Source organism: Taibaiella koreensis (assembly GCF_003545715.1).
In the GTDB taxonomy this organism is placed as follows: Bacteria; Bacteroidota; Bacteroidia; order Chitinophagales; family Chitinophagaceae; genus Taibaiella; species Taibaiella koreensis.
Genome location: NZ_QVNU01000009.1, coordinates 56904 through 82920, shown reverse-complemented (window position 1 = coordinate 82920; position 26017 = coordinate 56904). Strand labels below are relative to the sequence as shown.

General features: G+C 51.0%; 26 protein-coding genes. 18 read left to right on the top strand and 8 right to left on the bottom strand.

Annotated elements, in window-relative coordinates:
* Window positions 1-157: 157 nt before the first annotated feature.
* Window positions 158-517, top strand: coding sequence for a GNAT family N-acetyltransferase (locus DZK30_RS23430; protein WP_118976632.1), 360 nt, complete (start codon window positions 158-160; stop codon window positions 515-517).
* A gap of 26 nt (window positions 518-543) precedes the next feature.
* Here DZK30_RS23430 and DZK30_RS23425 read toward each other — a convergent pair whose 3' ends face one another.
* Window positions 544-1380 (bottom strand): AraC family transcriptional regulator, encoded by an 837-nt coding sequence (locus DZK30_RS23425; protein WP_118976631.1) that lies wholly within the window; start codon window positions 1378-1380, stop codon window positions 544-546.
* Between the two features lie 196 nt (window positions 1381-1576).
* Here DZK30_RS23425 and DZK30_RS23420 point away from each other — a divergent pair, with 196 nt between their 5' ends.
* From DZK30_RS23420 to DZK30_RS23410, 3 genes are all read left to right on the top strand, one after another.
* A complete protein-coding gene (locus DZK30_RS23420) occupies window positions 1577-2653 on the top strand; it encodes an L-dopachrome tautomerase-related protein (RefSeq protein WP_205529550.1) in 1077 nt (358 codons plus the stop codon).
* Between the two features lie 75 nt (window positions 2654-2728).
* Entirely contained in the window at window positions 2729-3739 is a 1011-nt protein-coding gene (locus DZK30_RS23415; RefSeq protein ID WP_118976629.1) for a zinc-binding alcohol dehydrogenase family protein, read from the top strand.
* Between the two features lie 145 nt (window positions 3740-3884).
* Entirely contained in the window at window positions 3885-5450 is a 1566-nt protein-coding gene (locus DZK30_RS23410) for a hypothetical protein (protein WP_118976628.1), read from the top strand.
* 25 nt (window positions 5451-5475) lie between these two features.
* Here DZK30_RS23410 and DZK30_RS23405 read toward each other — a convergent pair whose 3' ends face one another.
* Window positions 5476-7335 carry a helix-turn-helix transcriptional regulator gene (locus DZK30_RS23405; protein WP_118976627.1) on the bottom strand — a complete coding sequence of 620 codons (1860 nt, stop codon included), beginning with the start codon at window positions 7333-7335 and terminating at the stop codon, window positions 5476-5478.
* A gap of 202 nt (window positions 7336-7537) precedes the next feature.
* On the opposite strand from DZK30_RS23405, the gene DZK30_RS23400 reads away from it, so the two are divergent.
* From DZK30_RS23400 to DZK30_RS26110, 10 genes are all read left to right on the top strand, one after another.
* Window positions 7538-7870: a DUF4870 domain-containing protein gene (locus DZK30_RS23400; RefSeq protein WP_118976626.1), complete on the top strand. Its 333-nt coding sequence runs from the start codon at window positions 7538-7540 to the stop codon at window positions 7868-7870.
* A 49-nt stretch (window positions 7871-7919) separates the two neighbouring features.
* Window positions 7920-8405 (top strand): hypothetical protein, encoded by a 486-nt coding sequence (locus tag DZK30_RS23395; protein WP_162903387.1) that lies wholly within the window; start codon window positions 7920-7922, stop codon window positions 8403-8405.
* A gap of 122 nt (window positions 8406-8527) precedes the next feature.
* Window positions 8528-8947: a hypothetical protein gene (locus DZK30_RS23390; RefSeq protein WP_118976624.1), complete on the top strand. Its 420-nt coding sequence runs from the start codon at window positions 8528-8530 to the stop codon at window positions 8945-8947.
* 266 nt (window positions 8948-9213) lie between these two features.
* On the top strand, window positions 9214-10203 hold the full coding sequence (locus DZK30_RS26320) for a DUF6985 domain-containing protein (RefSeq protein ID WP_205529549.1): 990 nt from the start codon (window positions 9214-9216) through the stop codon (window positions 10201-10203).
* A gap of 72 nt (window positions 10204-10275) precedes the next feature.
* Window positions 10276-10725 carry a hypothetical protein gene (locus DZK30_RS23380; protein WP_118976623.1) on the top strand — a complete coding sequence of 150 codons (450 nt, stop codon included), beginning with the start codon at window positions 10276-10278 and terminating at the stop codon, window positions 10723-10725.
* A 140-nt stretch (window positions 10726-10865) separates the two neighbouring features.
* On the top strand, window positions 10866-11963 hold the full coding sequence (locus DZK30_RS23375; RefSeq protein ID WP_118976622.1) for a DUF1266 domain-containing protein: 1098 nt from the start codon (window positions 10866-10868) through the stop codon (window positions 11961-11963).
* 33 nt (window positions 11964-11996) lie between these two features.
* A complete protein-coding gene (locus DZK30_RS23370) occupies window positions 11997-13199 on the top strand; it encodes a WG repeat-containing protein (RefSeq protein WP_118976621.1) in 1203 nt (400 codons plus the stop codon).
* A 263-nt stretch (window positions 13200-13462) separates the two neighbouring features.
* Entirely contained in the window at window positions 13463-14281 is an 819-nt protein-coding gene (locus DZK30_RS23365) for a helix-turn-helix domain-containing protein (RefSeq protein ID WP_118976620.1), read from the top strand.
* Between the two features lie 41 nt (window positions 14282-14322).
* Complete coding sequence (locus DZK30_RS23360) at window positions 14323-15885, top strand: FAD-dependent monooxygenase (protein WP_118976619.1); 1563 nt, start codon at window positions 14323-14325, stop codon at window positions 15883-15885.
* A gap of 54 nt (window positions 15886-15939) precedes the next feature.
* Window positions 15940-16110, top strand: a complete 171-nt coding sequence (locus tag DZK30_RS26110) for a hypothetical protein (protein ID WP_162903386.1) — start codon at window positions 15940-15942, stop codon at window positions 16108-16110.
* Between the two features lie 49 nt (window positions 16111-16159).
* On the opposite strand, the gene DZK30_RS23355 is transcribed toward DZK30_RS26110, so the two are convergent.
* The 3 genes from DZK30_RS23355 to DZK30_RS23345 all read right to left on the bottom strand — a co-directional run bounded on the left by DZK30_RS23355 (window position 16160) and on the right by DZK30_RS23345 (window position 19499).
* Entirely contained in the window at window positions 16160-17383 is a 1224-nt protein-coding gene (locus DZK30_RS23355) for an MFS transporter (RefSeq protein WP_205529548.1), read from the bottom strand.
* 112 nt (window positions 17384-17495) lie between these two features.
* Complete coding sequence (locus DZK30_RS23350) at window positions 17496-18008, bottom strand: N-acetyltransferase (protein ID WP_118976617.1); 513 nt, start codon at window positions 18006-18008, stop codon at window positions 17496-17498.
* A 90-nt stretch (window positions 18009-18098) separates the two neighbouring features.
* Window positions 18099-19499, bottom strand: coding sequence for an aminotransferase-like domain-containing protein (locus DZK30_RS23345; RefSeq protein WP_118976616.1), 1401 nt, complete (start codon window positions 19497-19499; stop codon window positions 18099-18101).
* 79 nt (window positions 19500-19578) lie between these two features.
* On the opposite strand from DZK30_RS23345, the gene dxs reads away from it, so the two are divergent.
* Window positions 19579-21525, top strand: a complete 1947-nt coding sequence (dxs, locus tag DZK30_RS23340) for a 1-deoxy-D-xylulose-5-phosphate synthase (RefSeq protein ID WP_118976615.1) — start codon at window positions 19579-19581, stop codon at window positions 21523-21525.
* 130 nt (window positions 21526-21655) lie between these two features.
* Here dxs and DZK30_RS23335 read toward each other — a convergent pair whose 3' ends face one another.
* The 3 genes from DZK30_RS23335 to DZK30_RS23325 all read right to left on the bottom strand — a co-directional run bounded on the left by DZK30_RS23335 (window position 21656) and on the right by DZK30_RS23325 (window position 24187).
* Window positions 21656-22576 carry an SDR family oxidoreductase gene (locus DZK30_RS23335; RefSeq protein ID WP_240432979.1) on the bottom strand — a complete coding sequence of 307 codons (921 nt, stop codon included), beginning with the start codon at window positions 22574-22576 and terminating at the stop codon, window positions 21656-21658.
* 44 nt (window positions 22577-22620) lie between these two features.
* Window positions 22621-23214: a Crp/Fnr family transcriptional regulator gene (locus DZK30_RS23330; RefSeq protein WP_205529547.1), complete on the bottom strand. Its 594-nt coding sequence runs from the start codon at window positions 23212-23214 to the stop codon at window positions 22621-22623.
* Window positions 23215-23281: 67 nt separating this feature from the next.
* Window positions 23282-24187 (bottom strand): DMT family transporter, encoded by a 906-nt coding sequence (locus tag DZK30_RS23325; protein WP_205529546.1) that lies wholly within the window; start codon window positions 24185-24187, stop codon window positions 23282-23284.
* Between the two features lie 382 nt (window positions 24188-24569).
* On the opposite strand from DZK30_RS23325, the gene DZK30_RS23320 reads away from it, so the two are divergent.
* The 3 genes from DZK30_RS23320 to DZK30_RS23310 all read left to right on the top strand — a co-directional run bounded on the left by DZK30_RS23320 (window position 24570) and on the right by DZK30_RS23310 (window position 25878).
* Window positions 24570-25016 (top strand): DoxX family protein, encoded by a 447-nt coding sequence (locus tag DZK30_RS23320; RefSeq protein ID WP_162903385.1) that lies wholly within the window; start codon window positions 24570-24572, stop codon window positions 25014-25016.
* Window positions 25017-25148: 132 nt separating this feature from the next.
* Complete coding sequence (locus DZK30_RS23315) at window positions 25149-25358, top strand: hypothetical protein (RefSeq protein ID WP_162903384.1); 210 nt, start codon at window positions 25149-25151, stop codon at window positions 25356-25358.
* Window positions 25359-25437: 79 nt separating this feature from the next.
* The gene (locus DZK30_RS23310) at window positions 25438-25878 is read left to right on the top strand and encodes a carboxymuconolactone decarboxylase family protein (RefSeq protein WP_118976611.1); all 441 of its coding nucleotides are present in this window, start codon (window positions 25438-25440) and stop codon (window positions 25876-25878) included.
* Window positions 25879-26017: the final 139 nt, after the last annotated feature.

Genomic DNA, 26017 nt, shown 5'->3' with positions numbered 1-26017 from the left:
CCTATTGATCGAACCTGATGAAAATTACCGTGAGGCGTTTGTGGCTATGGCCGAAGATTTCAGGCTGCATGCCGAATATGAAAAATAAGAGGCCTTTAAACCCGCGCTCACCGGCTTTACCCGCTATGTCGCGACAAAACGGGATGAGGCTTCCGGTATCAGCCTTCCCAAAGACTATGTTCCTGCAACAACTTATTGGCTAACCGATGAAAGCGGAACGGTTTACGGAACCATAAGATACCGGCCGGTGCTGAACGAATACCTGAGCCGCGCCGGCGGACATATCGGCTTCGATGTGGCGCCACGCCACAGGAACAAAGGCTATGGCAGTATTATGCTGGGTCTGCTGCTGCAAAAGATCGACCGGCGACAAAATAGTAGCTTACTGCTGACTTGCGATACCGGAAATATTGCCTCCCGGAGCATTATAGAGAAAAACGGCGGGATATCGGAACCCGGACGGCACAGCGGGCACAACGGCGAGCCTATACTACGCTACCGAATAGATATTGCCTGAGCATGGCCGCAGGTCGGTGGCACTGCCTATAGCAATGTCGCCCGGTATTGCCTGGGGCTGAGCCCCCGGTGCGCTTTAAAGAACTTGTTCAGGTGGCTTTCATCTGTAAAGCCCAGCTCGGCCACGATCTCATTGATCCGTTTATCGCTGTGCTTCAGCCGGTGCTCAATAAGCGTAGCCTTATAATTGTTGGTATACGACTGCATTGTCTCGTTGCAATGTTTTTTGAAATAGCGGCCCAGGTAGTGCTCCGATATGCCGAAATGCCGCGCTACTACTGCTGCACGCAGAAGTTCCGGCTCATAAATATGCGCTTGTATATAGTTCAATATCTCAATGACCTTTTCTTCCGAGGCGCTATCAACCTTCTCCGGCAGATACTTGGCAATGTTACGCGCTACCACTACGATCATCGTATTGACCAGTTGCTGCGTGATCTCCCGGTCGTAAAGATCGCGGTTCACAGCTTCACGGATCAAAGCCTCTACCATAGGCCGCACGAGCGTTTTGTCGCTCTGGTTCTTCAGAATGCAGCCGGGCTTATGATTGGCATGTTGCAGTATGAATTCCAGCCGTTGAATATTTTCCGATGAAAGACCGTTCTGTTCCAGGTAGATGTTACTGAAGCGCAGAAAGAAAAAGCGTGTGGTTTGCTCAATTGTGAATCTGCTGCAGTCCTGCGGTGTGATAAGGAACATATGGTTTTCCCCATACGAAAAAGAATGCTGGTTGATACAATGCTGCCCCGCACCTGACAGTATATAGACCAATTCAAAGAAATGCTTCCGGGTCTTTACCGGAGGAAATTCGTCCAGCGTCTCAAATTGAATACTGTAAGGAGAGTACAGATCACCTTTTTCCATAAGGCAAAAATATACCTTTTTACAGAATAAAGATACCGGAAATAACAATAATACAAGTATAATTTTGCTTCATCAGTTACATAGCCTGTTCACCTGGATTAAGGGTAGCAGGTAGATGCCCCCCGCTTTTGCAGCCATGCATGGCATAATCTTTATTTTTTTTCAAAGAACATTTTTACGCACACAACACTCCAATATGAACTATCGACAATTATTGAGCCTACCGGCAGCTGTCCTTATATTCCAGCTACCTTTAATTGCCCAACAGGCAGGCAGACCCGCAAATACAACATCGTCTCACTCCCTGGAGATAGTGGCCGCGCTCAACGACAGACCCGGCGATGTGGCTGTATCGCGCGAGGGGCGCGTATTTGCGACTATTCATCCGCTGGGCAGCAAAAAAATGCAGCTGGTAGAGATCATTGACGGTAAACCGGCAGCCTATCCTTCGGCCGCTTTCCAAAAGGATGGCCGCAAGGCCTCCGACAGCACCTTCGATGCCATGCTCGGTCTTATATTCGATCACCACAACCGCCTTTGGGTAACCGATATGGGACTGGAGCTGGGATATACCCGGCTTTGGTGTTTCGACATTACTGCCAATAAGGTATTGCACCGGATAACGCTTCCCGCTACCATTGCACCTGCCGGCGCCTTTGCCCAGGATGTTGCTATTGACGAAAAAAATGGATGGGCATACCTCGCCGACATCAGCCAGCCGGGTATTATCGCATTGAACCTGGAAACCGGGCAGGCCCGGCGTTTCGGCGCACATCCCTCTCTGCAGGCCGAGGACAGGGATATGGTGATCGATGACAAAGTGATCCATTTCGGAGGTAAGCCGGCCCGTGTCGCCATCGACCCCATTACGCTTTCGGCCGATCGCGAAACCTTATACTTCGGCGCTATGAACGGTGCCACCTGGTATCGTGTACCTGCAAAGCTGTTCCGGGAAGGGCAGGACGACCAGGTCATTGCCGCCGCGATAACGGCCGCCGGCCCGAAACCGTTCAGCGATGGCGCTGCTACCGATGCCGAAGGCAATCATTATTTCACCGATCTGCAGGCACATGCGATCACGAAACTCGGTACCGATGGCGTGCTGCGCACCGTGCTGCAAGACCGGCAACGGCTTCTGTGGCCCGACAATGTATACCTGGCGCCCGGCGGCTGGATATACGTATCGGCCAACCAGCTGAACACCACGCCTGCCTTTACCGGCGCCGCCGATACGGGCAAACCGCCTTACTATTTATACCGTTTTAATAAATAAAAGACCGGCGCCGGGAAAAGAGCGGCGGAAATGCCGGTACCTTTATGCATAACATTCAACATAACAATAACCAATATGAAAGCTATAGGATTTAAGACATCGTTGCCTTTGAACGAAGCAGACAGCTTCCTTGAATTTGAAACGGAAAAGCCCGCACCACGGGGCAGGGACCTGCTCGTGAAAATATCGGCTATATCGGTAAACCCGGTAGATTTTAAAATACGGCAAAACAGCGCCAGGGATAAAATACTGGACCAGCCAAAGGTCATCGGCTGGGACGCTACGGGTATTGTAGAAGCCGTAGGTGAACAGGTCAGCCTGTTCCGGCCCGGCGACCTGGTGTACTATGCCGGTGATATCAACCGGCCCGGCAGCAATGCCGAGTACCAATTGGTAGACGAACGCATAGCGGGCCTAAAGCCCCAAAGCCTGAGCCCCGAAGCGGCAGCAGCACTACCTTTAACAGCACTTACTGCCTGGGAGATCCTGTTTGACCGTATCCGTATCGGGGAAAGGGATAAGGGAAAGACTGTGTTGATCATCGGCGGCGCCGGCGGCGTAGGTTCCATTGCCATACAGATGGCCAAAAAGATCGCCGGCCTTACCGTGCTCGCTACCGCAAGCCGGCCGGAGAGCGTAGCATGGTGCCTGAAGATGGGCGCCGATCATGTGGTCAATCACAAAGACCTGGTGAATGAGGTGCGCAAAGCCGGCTTTAATAATATCGACTTTATCCTTGATCTTGTAGATCTCAATGCTTACTGGGATGCTATAGCGGAGCTCATTAAGCCGCAGGGACATATTGCCTCCATTACAGGATCGGCCGAACCGGTTGCACTGAATAAGATCAAAGGTAAAAGCGTCAGCTTTTCATGGGAACTGATGTTTACCCGGTCTACTTTTCAAACCGAAGACATGATAGCACAGCATCATATCCTCGATCGTATCGCCGGCCTGCTTGACGAGGGCTTGCTGCAGACGACGCTTACGGAAACCTACGATGGCCTGAGCGCAGAAAACCTGAAGCGGGCGCACCGGCAGCTCGAAAGCGGCAGTACGATCGGCAAGCTGGTGATCCGGTTTTAGCGACCATCCGACTTACCCGGAGGTCTCGAGGCGATGGCGATCCGGCGGATATATCAGTTGCAGGTTTGATTGAAAGGCATTATCTTGGATTCAGCAAATACCTGGCGGCTATATCGCCGCAATCCATGCTCATCCCATCTGCATTATGTGCCGTTACCTGCCGATATGGGCGTCCCGATGTGGCGTCCTGTTACTGCTCCAACTGCTGTTCTGGTCCGGCAACTTGCCGGCGCAGCAGCTTCTGGACCTGGGTAAGGTAGACATTGTTGCTATAAAAAAGGGAAAAGGAACGCTTTTGTTCTACCAGAAAACGGGGAAGCAGTACAAAGAAGTAGTCGTTGGCTTCGGTACCGCTCCCGGCTATACGCCCTCGGTACGTATAGATAGCATGGTCAAAACAATGGCCAGCATATCCGATAGCGGTACGGTATTGCTGCCCGTAAAGCATATCCGTTCCTACAGCAGCGTATCTTTCTATGCTTACCTCTCCGGAAACCAGTTTGGAGCAAGAAAAGAGCCGGATAATGCCGATACTATTTTCACCAGTCTGCAGCCCGGCACGCCCTCGGTGATGCTGGTCAGGGAGACCACCAAGTGGGTGGCCAGGCAGGATGAGAACGGGACCATAAAGGAATGGGACACCGACGACCGGTATTTTCCCCAGGGATTTTGCCTGCTTCGTTTAGACAAGGATAAGTATGCCGCCATTTTTGATCGTGACCAGGGATATCTTATTCCCTGCAGGGATGGCGACCGGTTATTTATCTACGACTTCTTCCCGGGCAATAGTGCCGGGCATGCTCCTGCCGATAAGTCCTGGCAACGGGATGCTTCCCGTACACGCAAGGTATTTGAGTCGGCCGATCGCTCCATTCAGCAGTCCTATTACGATCTTGATACCCAAGACGACCACTACCGCCTTACAGGCGACTTTAACCTTCCCCTGTTGCCCGGTACTTATGATGAAATCGAGCGGGGCGCCACCTTTATATTTGCCCGGAAGGGAAAGTCTATCGAAGTGTATAACTATTTCCTGCAGTTGCTGGTCGCCGATGCCCGTTCCTACACGGTCAGCGGACCGCTGGCCTTTGTGCTTACCGGCAATACGGTAGTGACGCTGGACAACCAGGGTATCGTGGGGCCGGATCAAAAATATATAGGGAATTTCGGGGCTTATCAGCGATACGATCCCTCGAACTATTGGCTCGACCGGAAGGATAGCACCAAGCCTTATTTTCTGTTCACCATACATCGTGACCCTTTCCTGAAACAAAAAAACCCTATTGTACCAGATACCGGTCTGAGGACCGATGAATTGATTCCGTTATGCATCCGCGACCTCGAATCCAGCGAACGCTATCAGTGGTTGGCCATAAGGAAAGGAATGCGGTACGGGTTGTATCGTCTTCCCGAACCCGAATGGCCCGACATCGACCCTAAGTTACGCCGGTATGAACGCGATACCTTCCATGAAGGCAGGGCCTTGATACCCAAACAGTTGCTACCGGTGATGTTTGACAGTATTGTTCCGCTGAAGCACGGTGATTTTTTTAAGATCTATCGCAATGGCCTGGGTGGCATTTATCCCATACAGCAGGACGCCGTATATACATCGATGACAGTATGGGCAGATTTTATCCGCTTCACTTTACCCGGTGGCAAAAAAGGATGGCTGAACCTGAAGACGAAAACGGAATTTATGGATGAATAAGCCAGAGCACATAGCCGCACAACACTCAGGCCATTTTCCGGATCACCTCGTCGAGGTTATCTTCTTTATCCAATTGCAGCTTCTGCTTGATGCGGTACCGCGCCATACGGATGCTTTTGGGATCGATACCCAACCGTAACGCGACTTCCTTGTTGGACAATCCCATCAGGATATAAGAGCAGTATTTCAGGTCCAGTCGGGTAAGCGAATGAGCCGCTTGTTGCTGCAGGCGGGTAAAGAATTCGGGATGGATATCGACAAGCCTGGCCTTGGTCAGCTCAAAATCTTCGTCCATACGCTGTGTTTCCCTGATCATACGCTCTACCTGCCCTTTTAGTGGCAGGTCTTCGGTCTGCTCACCCAGCTTGTCGCGCAAGGCATGCAACAGGTCCTTTTTCTCCTCTACCTGCAGGCTGCCTGCCAGCAGCTCCTTCTGCAGGCGTTCCTGCCGCTCCTGGAGCAGCTCCTGCTCCGCTTTCAGGCGGGCCGCTTCTTCTGCGCGCAGCTGCTGCTGCTGTATCGAGGCACGCAGCCGGAAATGGTAGGACCGGAACAGGAAGACCAGGGCCAGCAGACTGGCTGCCGCCAGGCCTATATAGATATAGTTGAGCCTGCGGTTAAACGCCGCGCGCTCCTGCAATACTTCCAGCTCCCTGTCTTTCCTTTCCGATTCATACTGTACTTCCAGCTTTTGTACGATTGCCAGTTTTCCGGCATCATAGGCCTCCTGTGCAAAGCGCAGGTATTCCTTGTAATACCGCAGCGCTTTGTCTTTGTTACCACTTTTTTCTGCCACGGTGGCCAGCCCCCGCAGCATTTTTGCTTTCACCTGGCTGCTGCTGCTGGCGCTCTGTTGTACATCGGCCAGCCCTTGCAGGAACAGCCTTTCTGCGGCTGCATAATGGCCGTCGGCGATCTCGTATTCGCTTAGGATGCCGTAGCAATTGGCGATCACCTCTTCGTGCCGAATGGGGCGGGCGATCTCGAGCGCCTGGTTGATATAGTGTACAGCGCTGTCTTTGCCTGCTCCCGGAAAAAATTCCCAGTAGCTATTAGCGATATTCAATGCAGCGGCGGCGACGGTACTATGATTCAGGATGCGGTCGGGGCGCACACGGGCCAGGGCCAGTATCCTACGATTACAACCCAAGGCCTCGCTGAGCAACTGCCTTTGGGGGGGATGCAGCCGGAACTGCTGCATAAAATAGGAGCCCCGGGCCAGGTAGGCAACGCACAGCACATCCGGGTTCTGCGCTTTTTCAGCTGCCTCCAGGCTCAGGCGGGTATATTTTTCCATCTTTTGCCCGTCTTTCAGATCAGCATAAATACTGGCCAGATAATGGTAGCAAAGGCTTTCATATTCGTAAGCGCCCCGCCCCTCCAGCCGGGCAAGTGCCTTGAGCAGACTACCGGTGGCCTGGTCGGCGCTCTCAACAATGTATTCCAACCACCCCTTGCGTAGCCATACATAGCCCATTATCACCTTATTGCCACTCTGCTGGATGAGTGCCAGTGCACTGTCGATATGACGCCGGGCCAGCAGCAGGCTGTCCTGTTGTACGTCCAGGTAGGCCATATTGGCCAGACCGAAGGCCTGGTATTGTCCGTCACGAAAAGTGCTCCCGAGCCTTATTGCCTCCCGCACATCTCTTAACGCCGCCGGCATATCGGTTTCAAACAAGCTACGGCCCTTCTGTGCCAGGAGGAGTGAGCGGGTTTCCGGTTTCAAGCCAGGCTGAGCAAGCAGCGCCCGTAGCGAATCGACGATGAAGGACTGCGCCGCAATAACATTACAAAAAAGAAACATACCGATAAAGCAACCAGCCCACCGGTACCCTCGTCCCCATCTTCCTTTCCACTTTATATAGCCCTGCTGCTGCGGCATCTTTTCTTATTTTATTACCCGGCAAAAATACATAAAGACTTCGAAACACCTGCTGTCAACTCAAAGCGTTACAAATCCGTAGACGCTTTATAATCAGTAATTAACCAAACTGTAGACGCTTTGTAGACGCTCCTTTTTTGGTAAACACCTGCTCCATCCCACATCTTTGCTTTAGTTCTTTCTTCATCAAATAACATTTTTTATGAGCAACAAAACGCTTGCAATTGTCTCGTATCTCACCATCATCGGATGGATCATTGCCTATGTCTCCCATAAGGGCCAGGCGCAAAGAAGCCAGCTGGTCCAATATCACCTGGAGCAATCGCTTGGTCTTTTTATCGTATTTGTTATCCTGTCGATAGTTACATCCGCAATTGTCTTCATTGTTCCGGCTATTGCCATCGTCGCAACGATCGTTGGTATACTGGAGCTTATTCTGCTGGTGATGGGTATTATCAATGCCGCCAACGAAGTATGCAAACCCGTACCGCTGGTGGGCAAATTTTTTGAACGGAAAATGGGATTCCTCGCTTAATGCCGGGACTCACCATCCGGCTGCATGCACCACAGACCAATAACAACACATGAAAATTTTCTGCATTACATCTTTGCTATTGAGCCAGCTTGCCTGTGGCCTTTCATCCTGCACACAAGGAGACAGCATACGGGAAGATGGGAAGAAAACGGAAATGGTTTCGACCAGCACAGAAGAATTGGGCAAGCTCATCGATCTTAGCCGGTACCGGCCTCAAAAAGTCAAATTCCGTTACCTGTTCCGTAATAATGCGGCACAAGGACGGATCGATATTCCGGGTCCTTCCGATTATTTTGTAGAAGCCCTGCTCTACTTTGATACGGCAACCTTTAAACGGCTCAGCGGCCTCAGTCATTTATTACCGGATACAAACAGGGTTGCATTCCGGTTCGACTGGCTCGATCAGGAAGTATCAGATGAACTGGCACATACCACCAGGGGCTATCGCGGCAATCCCGACTTCTTTTTCAAAGGGGCGCACGGCAAAGCTTATTACCTGGACAATAAAATATTGATCAGCCTGTGGACGGATTAAACCAGGAGTATAGCGATGAATCAATAGGTAATGTTTAGGAAACCGGCGGCGCCTATCAAAACGATTGCTGATCGGGCATGGAGCGGAACGCTGTTTCAAATGACCAATAAAAACATACCGGTATGAAAAGGAAAGAGGTAGGATTTTACCTGATGGGATTGCTGCCCGTAGTATTGCTGTCCTGCAGAGGAGAAAAATATGAGCCCGGGCCGCAGCCCGACATTTCGGGCTATTACAAAGGATACGTCAGCGGTATGGCCGGCGTCGATATCTATATCGCCGTCCTGAATGAACCTGGCGGACAGATGCATTATTATGAGCTCGGCGCCACCGACAGAGATACCGCGGCTCCAGGCGTAATCCGTCACTGGGGCAGCTGGACCTTTACCGGCAATGAATACGCCGCTGGATTTAAAGAAGACCAACGGCACACAACACTCACTTCGGAGATGAAGACACCTTACCGGAATATGGAAGGAAAAATGCAGATCGAGGAATCATCTGAAGTAACGGAATTCTATTTCACTCTAAAAAAACAATAAGGCCCCTACCCTGTCGCCATTGTGATCAAAACCAAAATCTATGCGCACCCTTCTGTATATCCTGTTGTCTTTCCGCCCGGCTTAGCCGCTGTTTCCCGATCAGTCAGATAAAAAGGATATGAATAACCCGCGCTACGACCTGCAGCTGGGAATGCCTTACAAGGAATGGAAACAGCAGCCGGAGGAATGCAGATTTGCAGACAATTGGTAACCGGTCAAGATTAAATACTATCCGGATAGTCGCTAAATACTAAAAGATCATGCTTATGAACGGATGGGAACTCGAAGACCCCGGAGAAGATATTTTATTCAAGAGGACAAAAAAAATAAGGGACTTTATCAAAAATTACCCTCTGGCGGCTTTCAGCCGGGACGACAGCCTGCTCATGATCCTGCGACGGTACCATCCGCAGCTTAATTGCAGTACAGATGATCCTGACTATCCGGCGGAAGGCTACCGTATGGGCCTGGCCTGTTATACGGCGACGAGCTACACTTATTTCATCCTGCCAGCCGGCCTTAGCTATACAGGGATATCGATCCGTTACGATAAAGACATTTCGGATTTCGCGGTGACCATCAGCTCACAGGAGTTAACGCGGGTGACTAACAGATGGGAGCTCGGGGAGAAGATGAACAATATAGCGTCCCGCACGGAAGCTGAAAGAATAGCTGCCTTTGCAGCACTCAGTAATGAACGCCGTCCTGTCAAAAAAACAGTCCCGATTACCCAAACCAGTATAGACTCGACGGTGATCGGGACCTTGCATCAGGGCGATTTTGAAGACTGGTGGATTTCTGAGGAGATCGCCATTCCTTTCTGGGATGGGAAGGCACTACCCTTCACTTTCATGGATCTGAACCCAAATGAAGACAGCACCTTTATCGCAGAAGCAGATGTACTGCTGGCCGCTTTCCTGGCCAAAACACCGATCGACCGGCTGACCATATCTCATCATGTGTACCGCAATTGCATGGACTTCCTGGATGCTATCGGCTACGATGAGGACGATGATGCGCTTTGGCATATGAAGGCCCCGGAAGCCGTATGGCAGTTCGTGACCTGTACCCATATGTATGTCAGCCGGGAACCTTACCAGGACAAAGGCATTTACCTGCAGCTGGTATGCCGTTGCGACTGGGAACAGGAGCACGGGCTGCAGTTGGTCTATAACAAAGAGGGCCGTCTCATTCGTGTGAGCGCCAGCGACGGGCATATCCTGGGCTGGCAGGGCGATGGCATGATAGAGGCATAGCCTCGAAATTAAAGTAACCTGACTATTCGAATAGTCAGATAAAATAATCCTGATCAATTAAACGAAACAACAATGAAGAAGATCATCATTATCTTACTATGTGGCGCTATTGGGCTTGCCGCCTGCAGCAAAAAAGACAACCCCGTAACGCCCGGCAACGATACGCCGCCTGTAACAGATACCCTGCTGCAAGGCAGCTGGTACCTGGAAATGAGCATAGAACGGTATTATGTAAATGACACTTTAAAGTATCATGATACCAACACCTACGATGCGGGAGATATCGTCTATACCTTTAGCGGCGATACCCTCACCCTTAATACCCAGGGCGAGCCGGAGCAATACGGCTATTCTATCGTCGGCGATGAGCTCCTGATCCGGCAAGGCAGCCAGGCATACTTCTTCGGACTGAAATGGTATAGCAACGATCGCATGAGCCTGACCCATGACGAAACTTCTGTAAGCGCTTCCGGTGAGAAGCGGCGCAGTCTTGACGAGCAGATCTTTGTCCGGAATCCCTGAAACAGGATACTTTAATGCAGGCAATCTGAAAGCGCGATTGCCGCGCCGGCACTATCCGTATCCTTCCGGCAAGTAAGCAGTAGTATTTTCATTTCCATTCCGGGATAGGCATCTATGTCTTTACCACAACAGCAATATCTATGTCCGTTTTTCTTCAGAATCACCCGGGCGAACGGGCTATCCGGCCCAGGCCGGCGGCCGGAAATGGCCGGCAAGGTACTATTGCGTACGCCGTCATTTTGCTCGTGGCTGTGCCGGTAGCTATCATCATTACCGTAACCAGAAGACTGGCGGCCATCGGCAGGATAGAAACACTTACCATGTATACGGTATCGGGCGCGGTGGTGCTCTTGTGCGCGGCTTTGTTGATCGGCATCATGAGAAAGCTGCTGTACAAAAACCGGGCAGAGCAGAAAAAATACTACCGCCTGGCCGGAGGACTCAGCTGGCTACCCGCCGAAAAGCGGGAATCGCTGCAGCTGGAAGCGCATTACGGCTACCACACCGGCAGCTGGACAGAAACACTGGAATACTGGCCCAGCGAAGTGAGGTTACCTTCAGGCGTCCGGTTCACCACCTTTATCCCTACTACAAAAGAAGACCGGCTGGCCGGAACCGACCAGGCCTGGGCCGTGCTCTCCGAAAAGTCTTATTCCGAAAGGATAGAAGCCCTTTTCGAAGGCCTGCACAGCAAGCGCTTCGCTGCCGATATGCAGCTCATGGCTGTTCCGGACAGGGATGCCCTGGTTGCGCGGCAGGCAGAGCTCACGCAATTGCCCGGATCGTATGTCCTGGGCTGTGGTGCAGCACAGGGCAGCAGACCTGCCGCCCTGGTATGGGCATTCGACCTCCAGCGGGTAGTTGAGCTATCCCGGTCTTCCTTCATGGCCGGGATCATCCCGGAGCAAAAAGCCTGGGAACATATCCTCAAAGCCTCTGCTTATGTCCATGCCTTATTTGCCAATGCCGACGATTTTTTTAATAATTACCGGCTGGGCCATGCTTACTGGTGCAACGATTTCAGACAAACCAATGAAACGGCACAAATGCACAAAGCCTATAACAAAGATTGTGACTGGCCTATAAAAAACGTCCCCTGGACCATAAAGGAGGCCGGTATTTTGCCGGAGGTGATCTGCAACGGATGCAGGGATTATGTGGCAGAGGAAAGAAGGAAACGAAACACAGGCCCTATCGGGTTCCGGACCGGCAATAACGATACAGAACCCGGCCTATAAGCCCTATCATGTGGTCCTCTAAAACCAGAATTAATGAGACCTGCATTTAACTTACTATTCCTGACGGCAATGCTATTTTTTTCCGGCTGCCATGAAACCAGGCGTGCGCCGGAAGCCCTTTATTATTTCCCTAACAGGGACACCACAATGGTAGGTGTAGTTAATGGCAAAGGCGATACGATAATACCTGCGGTACACCCCTATTTCCGTTACGATCCCTCCCGAACAATAGCCATGCAGAAGGCCGGCCGCGTATTTTACCGTACCGATACGGCTTTGATCCCTTATGGCGAGCCTTACAGCTTTGAGATGCCCATACTAAGCGATCTGTTGCTCTTCCCGGGACTATCGGCGCCAGTAGCGACAAGCCAGGAACCCGCGGGAGAGGTTTACAACAGAGAGGGCCGGTTTTGCTACTACACGCCCGGCTATATCCGATATGAAGAGGAGGGCTACCGTTTTTTTGCCCCCGATGCCGATTTTCAGGAAGGCTTTGCCCGCTATATCGAAAATGGTAAAACAGGTTTCGTTGATATTTCCGGGAATAAAAGACTGCCCGCCCGGTGGGACTTCGCGGAAATGTTCCACTATGGTTATGCCAAGGTATACGGCGGCGGATGGCGGCGGGAGCTAGCAGTGGGCAACATCAGCTATATCCCGCTCAGCGATACCGCCTATTCCTGGTATATTACGCTAAACGGAACCCGGGTGATCCCGCACACAAAAGCAAACAGCCCTAACGATTATTATATTGGCAACGGCTTATACCTGCCACATGCCTTTGCCTACACTCCCCATGAGCAGCACCTGGTCGATTCGCTCAACCGGCTGCGCGGTCTTCGCTATACTAGTCTAAGCGACGTATACAGAACGGCGAATGCCGGAGACACGCTGCAGTTTGAGATCACCGACCGGCCCAGGCCCGGCTTCCCCTACTATTTTATGCAGGGTTATAATGTGTTTCAGGTCTCCTTTAACCCCGGCCATTATGCATCGGGCAACGTACAGGTATTTCTTGTCCATAAGGACACAGGGGAGGTCTACTATTTTCAGGATGCGTCTTTTATGATGCAACGCAAGAAGATACCACTGGCACAATGGATGGTTGCCAGCCTGGGCCAAACGCTGGAATGGCTCAAGGGCAATCATCCCGACAGTGGCCTGCTGAAGCAAGTCGCTACAGCAAAAAGCTTTTGGGAAACGCAGGCACGGCAACAAGAAACAACCCTACCCTAACATAGGCCGCTACATGCCTACGCTCAGATGTTCGAATTACCCGGCTGTCCCGAGGGCCCGGCCGGCCATCGGCGTACAGGAGGCAACAGGCGGTTTCATCCGCAGTCCTTTCAGGACCACAATACAAAATAAACAGCGGCAAAGTTGAAAATAAGCGGCAACTTTGTGTAAGGAAAAAGAACAAGGGTTGCCCGTACGGCAAACGGGTATTGCCGGCCCGGTGGAACACTTATCCGGCACATCCAAACATACGGTTTCTCGATATGGAACACCAGGAATTCGCAGCTCCGGAAGCACTACAAGATACCATAAAGTGTTTTTGGTACAACAGAGGAGACTTCGGAGCAGAGCAGTCGTCTTTTGAAGTGGTACCCGACAGCTCTGCCGAAATCATCTTTTATTTCGGGAGCACCTGTAGTGTCGCTTCCGATGAAGGTTTACAGCCTTTGTCTTCTCCTTTTATGGTAGGCCTGCTCAATCAACCTGCCCTTTTCTACACACAAGGCATGTTCGAGATCATCGGTATCCGTTGTTTTCCCTGGACTGTTTTTGATTTGCTCGGCCTGCCGCCCGGAAAAGATGGCGTGCGTCAATTTACGCATCCCGTTGCCCGGCTTCAATCCGACCTGGCGCCATTGATCGCGGCCGGGGCAATAGAAGCCGCGGTTGCTATCGTAAAGGCGTATTTCCTGGATGCTCACGCACAGATTGCCAGGGATAGCATGCTCTTTAAAGCGGGAACTGCTATGCAGGAGGCCAACGGCGCCTTGCCGGTAAACCGGATAGCGGCAGCAGCACATGCAACAGTGCGCACACTGGAAAGAAAGTTCAAGCGATCTTCGGGCTATACTGTTAAGGATGTCTCTGCGCTCCTGCGCTTTGAGCAGGTACGCAACCGGTTGTGGCAACATCCCGAAGTCGGTATTGCCGGCCTGGCCCAGGAGCTTGGCTATGCCGATCAATCTCACCTGAGCCGGGAGTTCAAGCGCTACAGCGGCACGACGCCGGCCGCATTTGCACGAAAAGCAAAGCATGCAAGACAAGCGATAGCCAAAGATTTTGTCGCGTTTGTACAAGACTGAGGCGGAAACATCCCGGAATTTTGCGCTACAATTATACTCTGATGAAAGCGACTATTGAAACCGGGCAATCTGAAAAAGCCCCCGCACTTTACGATGTCATTATAGCCGGCGCCGGTCCGGTCGGCTTGTTTCTCGCCTGTGAACTGGCCCTGGCCCGATGCTCTGTGCTGATACTTGAAAAGGCGGCTGACCCCGATTCACCCTTAAAGCATATGCCCTTTGGTATGCGGGGACTTAATACACCAACTATCGAGGCGCTCCATCGCCGGGACCTGTTTGACCAACTGGAAATACACAAGCACCTTAAAAATCCCCACATGCATGTGGTACAAGGCCCCGGCAGGCAGGCCGGACATTTTGCCGGTATCCCCTTTTTCGAAGGTAATGTAGCTACTACACAATGGCCTTATCACCTGCCGGACGCAACCGGTAACAGCCTGATCTCTGAGATGGCGGAGCTGGAAACAGTGCTTACCCGGCACGCAGAGGACTCTGGCGTTATCATTAAGCGCGGGCTTGCGCTTACAGGTTTTCAGCAAGCAGGAGAAGAAGTGACCGTTCAATCCGGCGACCTGACCTTTAAAAGCCGTTGGCTCGTAGGCTGCGATGGCAGCCGCAGTGTTGTCCGGAAAGCCGGTGGCTTTGACTTCGCGGGCACAGAACCGGCCTTTACCGGCTACTCTATAAGGGTCGACCTTACCGACCCGGAAAAGCTCCTGCCGGGACGGAACATGACTGCCCATGGCATGTACCTTCAATCCCAACCAGGCTACGTGGTCATACAGGACTTTGATGAGGGCGCATTCCACCGCTCCGGAGCCCCTGTTACACCTGAACACGTGCAGGAAGTGCTGCGTCGCGTCTCCGGCACCGATGTTACCGTCGGCGAACTACATATCGCAACTACCTGGACCGACCGGGCACGGCAGGCCACGGCCTACCACAACGGGCGGCTGCTTTTAGCGGGTGATGCCGCACATATTCACGCGCCGCTGGGCGGCCAGGGGCTTAACCTCGGCTTGAGCGATGCCATGAACCTGGGCTGGAAGCTCGCAGCCACCCTGCAAGGTCGCGCGCCGGAAGGACTGCTGGACAGCTATTATACGGAACGGTACCCGGTTGGCGCCCAGGTGCTGGACTGGTCGCGGGCACAGGTCGCGATCATGAAACCGGAGCAGGAAGCCCGTGCGCTATACGCCATTATCCGCGATCTGCTGCAAACAAGAGATGGCGCCACTTACGCTGCCGGCAGGGTTTGGGGTACCGGTATACACTATGACCTCGGTGGCGATCATCCCTTGACCGGTCGCAGTGTTCCCGGCTTCGTTCTGGAAAGTGGTACAAGCATCAGTACGTGCATGCACCAGGGCCAGGGGCTATTGATCGACTTTGACGGTCATGCTTCGTTAAAGGAGCTGGCAGACAGGTACGGCGACCAGATCAGGTACCTTACTGGCAGTGCCAAAGAGCGCCTGGGCCTAAGCGCCTTGCTGGTGCGTCCCGACGGGATCGTTGCCTGGGCTACCGGCGAAGAACCGGATGTTCCCGCTGCATACAAGGCTGCCGATCGCTGGTTTGTTCGCAAAGATTCCGCATATCAATAAAACCAAATAACATAACCAAACAATGCGCAAAGAGGTGTATTATCCAACAAACGGATGGCAAAAAGGTGTTTTTTAAAGACCAGGCGCTATGCCGCCCGGGGCCTGCTGCAGGAGTCAGCCGGCGCTTATGCCCGTTACGACCTGCCTCATATGGCATTACAGGAAGAAGGCATTCATACGTCTAACCATCTGGAAGGTTCCGATCTGCCTGTACAATACCAGTAAACGCGCAGATCTATAAACGCATCGGGATCAGGTGACAGGCTTTCCGGTCTTATTTTTCCGCCTTAAATACGGCTACCGCTATACCGGCGGCGGCAAGGGCAAATACCCCGAATAACCGGAATGCCTGATCCAGACCCATGTTGACGATAAGGCTGAGGACAAGACTGCCCAAGCCATAGCCCATGAACAGGAAAAAAGCAAACAAACCAGTCGCTGCTCCCTTTTGGGTAGAGAGCGTTGTAATAATGGCCGCAAACAAAGGATGGGTTAATTCAAACCCAAAAGACAAGGTTACCATAAACATGCAGGAGGCCGCCAGCGAATAATGCATGCTCAATAGTATTGCCGACAGCGCACCGGTCAGCATGCCCATAGGAATGATCCTGTTGCGGCCATACTTGTCGGCCAGCCGGCCCAGCAGCGGACCGAGCAGAAGTCCGGGCAGAAGTCCGGGCAGGCCGTAGCCCAGGAGTGCAAGGCCTACATGCCGCTCATTAAGATGATGATACCTGTAAAAGAAGTAGCCGGCCCAGGCGAAAACGCCACTATGAAACATACCATTGAACAGTACGAATAAGTAAGTTCTCCAGCCACGTGGAAGCAAAAGTATCTCTTTAACCGATCGGCATAAGGTAGCAAAGCCGCCGGCCGGGGCGCTGCTACCCTGCCGGAAATGCCTGCGGTAAGCCATCAACAGCATTAAAACAAGGACACCTGCCGCCGCAACAGTCCAAAACAGCATCTGCCAACCCATTCCCGCGGTCAATAAGGCGCCGACGCTGGAGCCCAATGCTGTACCGCCCGCCATACACCCGAAAAAAATACCGAGGGCATGGCCTCGCCGCTCATAGGCAAACCGGTCGCCGATCCATCCGATGGTAATGGGCGCCACGCCACCGGAGCCGATACCGGTCAGTAAGCGCAGCAGGATCATCTGCGTGATCGAATGGCAAAAGCCGGTGCAGGCTGTCAATACGATAAAGCAGGTAAGGGAAAATAAGATAACGGGAAATCTTCCATATTTATCCGATAACGGGCCATACACCAGTGTAGCCGAACCATAGCCCAGCAAATAAGCTGGCTCAATAAAGCTCGCATGACGGATAGATACTTTGAAGATCGCAGACAGGCCCGGCAAAATGGGCGCGACCATAAATCCCTGAAAGAAGATAATAAAAGTTCCCAGCGATAAAACAGCAACCAGGAACATGGGAGGCTCTAAAGTGCCTGTAAGCGGCGGCAAACAAGTGTTTTGCCGGTGATCCATTTTCATTTTCGAAGATGTCTTTTACTTGACCGGTCGTCATCATCCGGTAAATGCCCCGGATATTGTATGGGGCCACAAAGCTGGTTAGTGCGGGATCGCGGAAGGTAATGTGGACGGCTCAGACGATCCAGCAGGCTGCTGCCAGCGGCAGCTCATCAAGACGATAAGTTCCTGGCTGCCGGATGAATCCTTTGGCTTCAAAAAGCCCTGCCAAAGGATACTCTATATATTCGTTTATCCATACCGCGATATCTTGGCCGGATTTACATACAGCAAGACACTTTTCCAGCAAGACAAAGCCCACAGCGGGATCGGGATATTGTTTGAGTATACCAAAGTCTGCAATGCGGATCGCCCGCCTATGCGCAAGCGCTTCCGGCTTTTGTCCCCTGGTCGTGATACACGCATAACCGGCCGGTACACTGTCCACATAAACGACCAACCATTGATTGGACCTGTTGTTAAGCGCCCCGATCAGTGCTTTTTCATTGTAATGGTCAACGATATACCGATCCAACGTATGCCGGTCGATAAGGGATGAGAATTTTTCTGTTGCCAGCGCTTGGGTCAGCTTCAAAAGCGTTTCCACACCCTGCTCTGTCGCTACCGTAAATTTTGTGATGATGCTCATGTTCTGCCTCAATGTACAGGGCAAAATTAATACCATATACGGAGTGGCACATGATACACAATTTGTAAAAATAACCAGTACAGATGAACGTTATTGTTGGGCGGCAAGCTTAATGGCTTCAATTCTTTGGGGAGAGAATTTATCGGCGAAGACCAAACGGAAATATTGATCAAAAGCGGCCGAAAAAGAAAAAGTATAACCTGGCGTGAACCGTATCCCAATCCGTTCGCAACGATCGTAAAAACCGTCCATATCAGTATCATCGGGCATCTTCACCCATATGTTATAGCCCCCGGAAGGCGTTATATAAGAAGTGCCCAAGGGAAAATGATCTGACAATAAATTGATGGCCAGATAAGCATTCCTGGCCAGCTGCATCCTGAAAGAGCGGACATGACGATCGTAACTGCTCCCGCTCATTAGCCTGCTTACGGTTTCCTGGTATATAGGAGAAACAGTACTGCCCAGGGCAAATTTAACCTGCTCTGCACGTTGCATAAATTTACCTGCTGCCAGCCAGCCCAGCCTTATGCCGGGCGCTAATGTCTTGGCATAAGAGGTATAGGACAGGACCAGGCCGCTGTCGTCGAACCGTTTTATAGTAGATGGCCTTGGTCCATGAAAGTGCAGATCGCCATAGATATCGTTTTCGATGAGGGCGACATGATGCCGGTGCGCGAGCGATAATAAGGCCAGCTTTTGTTCGTTGGTCAGAGACAATCCCGTAGGATTATGGAAATTGGGCGTCACTATCGCTGCCTTGACCGTGTTGTTCCGGCAAGCCTTTTCGAGAAAGTCAACATCAAACCCGGCATGGGGATCGACCGGAATTTCAATCACTTTAAGCTGGAGCACCCTTATTACTTCCAGCACCGAAAACACACAGGGGCTTTCTACGGCCACTACATCGCCTGTATTGCAAACAGAAGCCAAAGCAATATACAAAGCCTGTAGCGCGCCATCGGTCACCAACAGCGCTCCGGGATCGATCAGAGTTTGATGAAGCGCCGCCCGTCTGATGATGTTGTCTTTAAGGGTGCTTGAACCACTTGAAGGATAGTACCGCAACAAGTTGGCGCCCTGCTCCCTGATTACCTCCTGCATGGTCCGTAGCAGCAATTTCTGGGGCATGAGCAGATCGCCGGGAGCGGCCACATTAAATTCGGAAAGCTTGCGTCCGGCTCCCAGCGAAGTGGTGAGTCCCAAACGATGCTTGAAAATCGCATCCCTTACAACCGGCCGGTGCTTGATCTTTGCTAGCTGCTGCGCTGCTTCCGGCCGGGTACGGACATAGTAGCCCGATTTGGACACGCTCTCCACTAATCCGCGGGCAATAAGGTATTCATAGCCATTCTGAATCGTGCTCGTACTTATTTGGTATTGCTCTTTCAGCTCCCGCACAGAAGGCAACTTATGCCCTGGTTTGAACACACCATCCCTGATGTTTTGTTCTATGGCGGCTGTAAATACCTCGAATTTATAAGCTTTCATATCTGTACCGGCAATTTTTACAGAATGTGTATCTGTACTGCAAATCTAGACCATTTAATTTTGGGAAAAAGATTACCGGATGTCGGAACTTGACAAAATAGATACACCAGCTGCCCTTCGAAGCCTTCCCTTTGCTTCCTTACAAGAACTTTGCGGGGAACTGAGGTCGTTTTTAATAGATCACGTAGCCACGAACGGCGGCCATTTCAGCTCCAGCCTGGGCGTTGTCGAGCTTACAGTTGCCCTGCATTATGTCTTTAATACGCCTGTCGACAAGTTGGTTTGGGATGTGGGGCACCAGGCCTATCCGCACAAACTATTAACCGGGAGAAAAGATCGTTTTCATTCAAACAGGCTCCTGGGTGGGATCAGCGGCTTTCCTGCCATGGAGGGAAGTGAATATGACGTTTTCGGAACCGGCCATTCCTCCACTTCTATATCGGCGATACTGGGTATGGCTATTGCGGCCCGACACAGGGGTGAAGATAGCCGCCGGCATATTGCCGTTATCGGCGACGGTGCTATGACGGCGGGACAGGCTTTTGAGGCACTAAATAATGCCGGACATGAGCAGCCCGACATGCTGGTAGTGCTGAACGATAATAATATGTCGATCGATGCCAATACCGGCGCCTTACAAAGTTACCTCACGCGGCTGACGACCGATAAACACTATAACGCGTTGAAGCGGCATATAAAAAAGCTGCTGGCACCAGGCGATCATAGAGACAAAGGGCCCGCAGCGATAATAAGGAAGCTGGAAAAGATTGCAAAAGGAGGCCTGCTGCAATATAGCAACCTCTTCGAAGCGCTGAACATCCGGTACTTCGGGCCGGTTGACGGGCATGATCTTAAAAACCTGATCAGCGTACTGGAAAAGCTGAAACAAATACCTGGTCCCAAGCTATTGCATTGCGTTACAGTCAAGGGAAAAGGATTTACGCCGGCTATGACCGATAAGGAACAATGGCATGCAACAGGCGCATTTGACAAAGCGACCGGTATAAAGTTGGCCGGCAAGGCAACGGCCAGGCAAACGACCACTTTCCAGGAAGTATTTGGCAAAACCATGATAACGCTGGCTGAGAAGAACCCCCGTATTATGGCCATAAGCCCTGCGATGTTATCGGGAAGTGCGTTAACCGCTATGAAAAAGAGGATGCCCGGACGTGTTTTCGATGTGGGCATCACCGAGCAGCATGCCGTCACTTTTTCTGCAGGGCTTGCTACGGATGGCATGATCCCTTTTTGTACTATCTATTCCACCTTTCTGCAACGTGCCTACGATCAATTGATCCACGATGTCGCTTTACAAAAGCTGCCCGTTGTCTTCTGCATTGACCGGGCGGGCGTCACCGGACAGGATGGTCCCACACACCACGGCGCCTTTGACATCGCTTTTCTGAGGTGTATACCTCATATCACCGGCGCTTCTCCTATAGACCTGGAAGATTTTAAAGATCTCCTTTTTACAGCGCAGACTGCAGACAACGGGCCATTTGCTATCCGCTACCCCAAAGGGCCAGGCAAGGGTGATCCGGCTTCTGCGGGTTTCCGTAAACTGGAAATAGGAAAAGGTCAAAAGATCAGGCCAGGTAAACATATCGCCATCCTTTCCCTGGGTCCTGTAGGGCAATATGTAAGGGAAGCCTGCGATGTGCTGGAACAGGATGGCCTTGATATAGCGCACTACGACCTGCGTTTCTTTAAGCCATTGGATGAACCGCTGTTACACGAGGTATTCCGGCAGTTTTCCACTGTGATCACGATCGAAGATGGTTGTATTTCCGGCGGGGTGGGTAGCGGCGTCATGGAATTTATGGTGACGCAAGGCTATACCGCCACACTAAAGCGCCTGGGCCTGCCCGATACCTTCGCGGTTCAGGGTACACAACAAGAGCTCCATGCATTATACTGTTATGATACAAAAGCGATCGTCGCGCTCGTGAGGGAGCTTTCTATACATACCCAAACGGCTGGCGAGGCGCTTGCCGATGGCCGTCAGCATTATGAGTCGTATGAGTGAAAGAGTCAACTGTAAACGATCAGATGGCCATGCAGAGACCTATAAGGCTTTCACAACCTCATAGGTCTCTACATGGTACATTCCGGTCTTCATCCCCTGCAACGGAACAGTTGCGTCTCCAGAGAGATGTTTAGCTGGTATAGGCCGCGACCCATTTTTTTTTCATCTCAGCTCTGGCTTTGATGAATTCAATATCGGCACCCCGGGCAATGGCATCTAGAGGATAACGTAACGGACGGGTTCCTTTTTCCATATCGATCAGCTTCAGCACACCATCTGCAATTACTTGCGGGTCCATTTCAAATTCGGCCATCTTACCAAATAAGCCTGCTCCTATAGCGTTAAACATTTCAGTGGCAACAGGGTCGTACGCTTTGGCAATTTCTGTTTTATCGGCTGGTACGCCCGCCTTGCCGCCTGTGTTCATTTCCGTCGGATATACGCCGGGCTGAATGGTGACATTCTCAATATTGAACTGGGCCAGTTCATCCTGAATGGCCTCTGTTATAGCCTCCACGCCAAATTTTGAAGCCAGGTAGGGTCCCATAAAGGGCATAGCATGGCCACTGGCGCCTGAAGTAAGATTGATAATCAATCCCGATTTTGCACGACGCATAGCAGGAAGAACTGCCTGGTAGGTACGGATAATACCGTAAAAGTTGACTTCAAACAGCTTTTTGATCTGGTCCACAGAATAGGCTTCTACCAAGCCGAAGCCCGCCAGACCGGCATTATTCACCAGCACATCAATGGTGCCGTGCCGCTGCAGCGCAGAGGCAAATGCCTCTTGAACAGACTGATCATTGGTTACATCAATATCTACCACTGCTACACCAGGCAATGCAGCAAGCTCTTTTGCTATGGGTTCATTTTTGCCACGGGTTTCGCGCATCCCAGCAATAACCGTATGTCCAGCCTTTGACAGGGTAATAGCCATTAACTTGCCGAATCCGGTACTGGTACCTGTGATGAAAATTGTTTTGCTCATCGTTGTCTTTTTTAATAATGATTTGATGATGCAAAGATGGGTGGCGCAGCGGCCTGCCTCCATTGATTAATACTCGAAAAAAAAGCAAACAAATGTCAATGGGTTTGCTACTTTTTTACATTATTCCTCCTGATACGCGTAAGCGTCTCTGGTGCTACTCCTATGTAGGATGCGATCATGTGCTGCGGGATGCGGTTAGCAATGCCGGGGTATTTCTCCAGGAAATAGGTGTATTTTTCTTCAGCAGACAAAGCAATATGAGTATGAATACGGTCCTGGGATACAATAAAGCTTTTGTGCAAAATCGCATTTACCAATTCATTTAATTGTGGTATGCGGTTACATAATTCCTGAAAATGCTGATCCAGGATCAGCACTACCAGTGAATCTTCGATAGCTTCAATGAAAAACCGGGAAGGGTTACCGCTGCTTAAGCTGGCCCTGTCGCCGGCCCAATAATTTTCGGGAGAGAAATTCATGATATGCTCGTTGCCCTTATCGTCTACGGAAAAGGTGCGCAGAAAGCCGCAGGAAACAAAAGCATGGTATTTCCACACATCGCCTTCCTGGAGCAGGTATTGCTTTTTACGGAGCTTTTTAACGATACAGACTGATCTGATCATATCGACTTCCGGTGAAGATAAAATGATCTTGTCACTCAGGTAACGGAGCAGTATATCGACTATCGCTGTGTTTGTCATGTTTATGTAACCGCTATGCAAAGCTACATATCTGTTCCCGTTAATAACAAAGTGCAAGCAGGACCATCTAGGTTCCAGCAGGGATACCCTGCCGCAGGTTATTCAAGATGACCGCTATTAAGATCAAAATAACCCCCAGCCACTGCAGCAAAGTTATTGATTCTCTCAAAAAACAATGAGCAAACAAGATGGAAACCGGCACTTCAATGGAGGTCAGCATGGCGCCCAGGCCCATCCCGGTAAGGGGCATTCCCTTTGCAAATAATATGGGGGGAAGAATCGTACCGAATAAGGAAACAAGCAGTCCCCAGTTCAGGAATATCTTTAGCGAAAACCCCGATATCAGGGCTGGAGAGAAGGCCAGCAGGACGATAATAAGCCCTCCTGATACCATCAGGAGACTCTTTTTGAGGGGAGGAAGCCGGCGTTGCAGGTTGTTTGCAGCATACATTGTCGCCGTATAGCAGACTGCAGCCAACAGTCCCCAACCTATTCCCGGCCAATGGATCCCGCTATACCGCTGCAGCGCACCTGTCGCCAGAATGGTCCCCAACAGAATAATGAAAACGGAAATGATCTTAAACCTACCCGGACGCTTTTTATACAATATGCTTTCAACAACGATGCTCATCCATACCGCTTGCAGGAGCAGGACGATGCCCAAGCTTACCGTTATATACTTTACCGACATATAGTAGCAGATACTTGTGAGCCCCAGCGAGGTTCCGGCAGCCACTACCTTAATATAGCTTTTCCACGTTGTATGCCGCTTACCTTGGCCGGCCATTCTTTTAGAACTGATGAAGCTTAAAGCCAGCAGACCTAAAAATCCCAGGGAGAACTGGGAAATCGTTATTTCTGCGGTGGTAAAGCCATCAAGATAAGCCATCCTGACAAAGGTGCCAAGCATGCCATAGCAACAGGCGGCAGCGGTGACCAATGCGCTCCCTTTCCATCTGTCAATATTCATCATTACGCATAATTTTTACCAACACCAGCATGCCAGCAAAAGTAGTGCCCTATACAACGGAGACAGCATACCACTTTCAGCAAAGTGTATGGCCCAGATGGTTGCGGCCTGAAATAAAGCAGCGGAGCCACCTGGCATCCGTACATTGGTATGCAAACGAACACTGGGCCATGTATTTTGATGAATCTGGGCCAATAAACCAGTCCAGGGCTCCGGTACCTTTGTAAAAAAATCATCTGAGTATCCGGATATAGGAAACAGAGCCGGTCCTTGAGCTTGTCGAAAGGACAAGATGGTGCTTCGACGAGCTCAGCAACCGTTATGTAGAAGCAAATTGTATCCTGTTTCCTATATCCGGATAGTCACTAAAATTCAATACAAAAACATGGAAGACAAATTCAAAATCCCCCAGCTGCTGTTAAGATGGGCGCTTGGCATCACATTTCTGACGCCCGTCTGCGACAGGCTAGGCATACTGGGCCAGCCCGGCACAGGAAATATCGAATGGGGCAATTGGGAAAACTTCATCAATTATACCGCCACACTAATGCCCATATTCGACAGACCCCTGGTCAATATTATGGGTGGGATAGCTACAGTAGCGGAACTGCTGATCGGTGTTTTCCTGATCATTGGCCTTAAGACAAGATATGCCGCGCTCGGGGCTTCCCTGGTCACCCTCACCTTCATCGTATTCATGACACTTTCGGTAGGGATACAGAAACCGGTTAACTACGGGGTCTTTACCGCATCGGCAGCAGGCTTGCTCTTATCCTTTATACCTCATTACAGCTGGAGCCTGGATAAGCTTCTCAAGGGAAGCAATAGGTAAAAAGAAACTGCTCATATGAAAAATATCCTGATCATAAGCGCCGGCGCCAGGCCCTGAAACTCCTTCAGCAAGCGGCTGAGCAACGAACATATGGGTTTCCAGAGCTAGTACCTGCAAATGGTCTTCGGGATCATGGGGATCGAAAAAATCCATACACCGGCGATAAACGGCACCGGGCGGAACGACGAAGCGCTCAAAGAGGAGCATGTCTCGATAGAAGCACAAATAGTCACTCAGCTTAACAGCGTTATGCCGGAGCTTGTGCAAGCGGGGCCTTACTTACTGCAGAAAAATAAAGAACGATATCCTTGCGGTCTACCGGCTATGTATTTCCGGACCTAAGCCGTGACCATCCGGAACAAAAGTAAAATGCACCGTATAAATCCGGCAAAGCAGCACACAGTTAGAAAATAAACACAACATGACAACACGTATTAAAATTGACGAGGTAGAACCAGCCGGATACAAAGCGATCCTGGGTCTTGAAAGATTTATCGAAAGCACCCCGCTTGCGAAAGTACATAAGGATCTGATCAAAATCAGAGCATCGCAGGTCAATGGCTGCGCATTCTGTATCGATATGCACACGAGGGAGGCCCGTAAGAACGGAGAAACGGAACAACGGATTTATGCTCTTAGCGCATGGCGTGATACATCGTTTTTCACCAATGAGGAACGTACCATACTCGCTTTAACGGAAGAGGTAACCCTGATCGGAAATCAGGTGAATGATCAGACCTATGCAGCAGCGCTGGCGGCTTTGGGAGAGAGCTACCTCGCTCAGGTGATCCTCGCCATCATAACGATCAATGCCTGGAACAGGATCGGCATTGCAATCCGTTTAGCACCGGAGCCTGCCTGAGCACGGTAATCCAATGGCGTCTGCAAGAATATGGCTGCTCCTTTTACCTGATTGGAGCAGTTTTTATTTTACATTTGATTGTAAATATACAGCCACCTTTCCCCAACCCTATCCAGACCGTAAGCCTGTATGCTCAAAA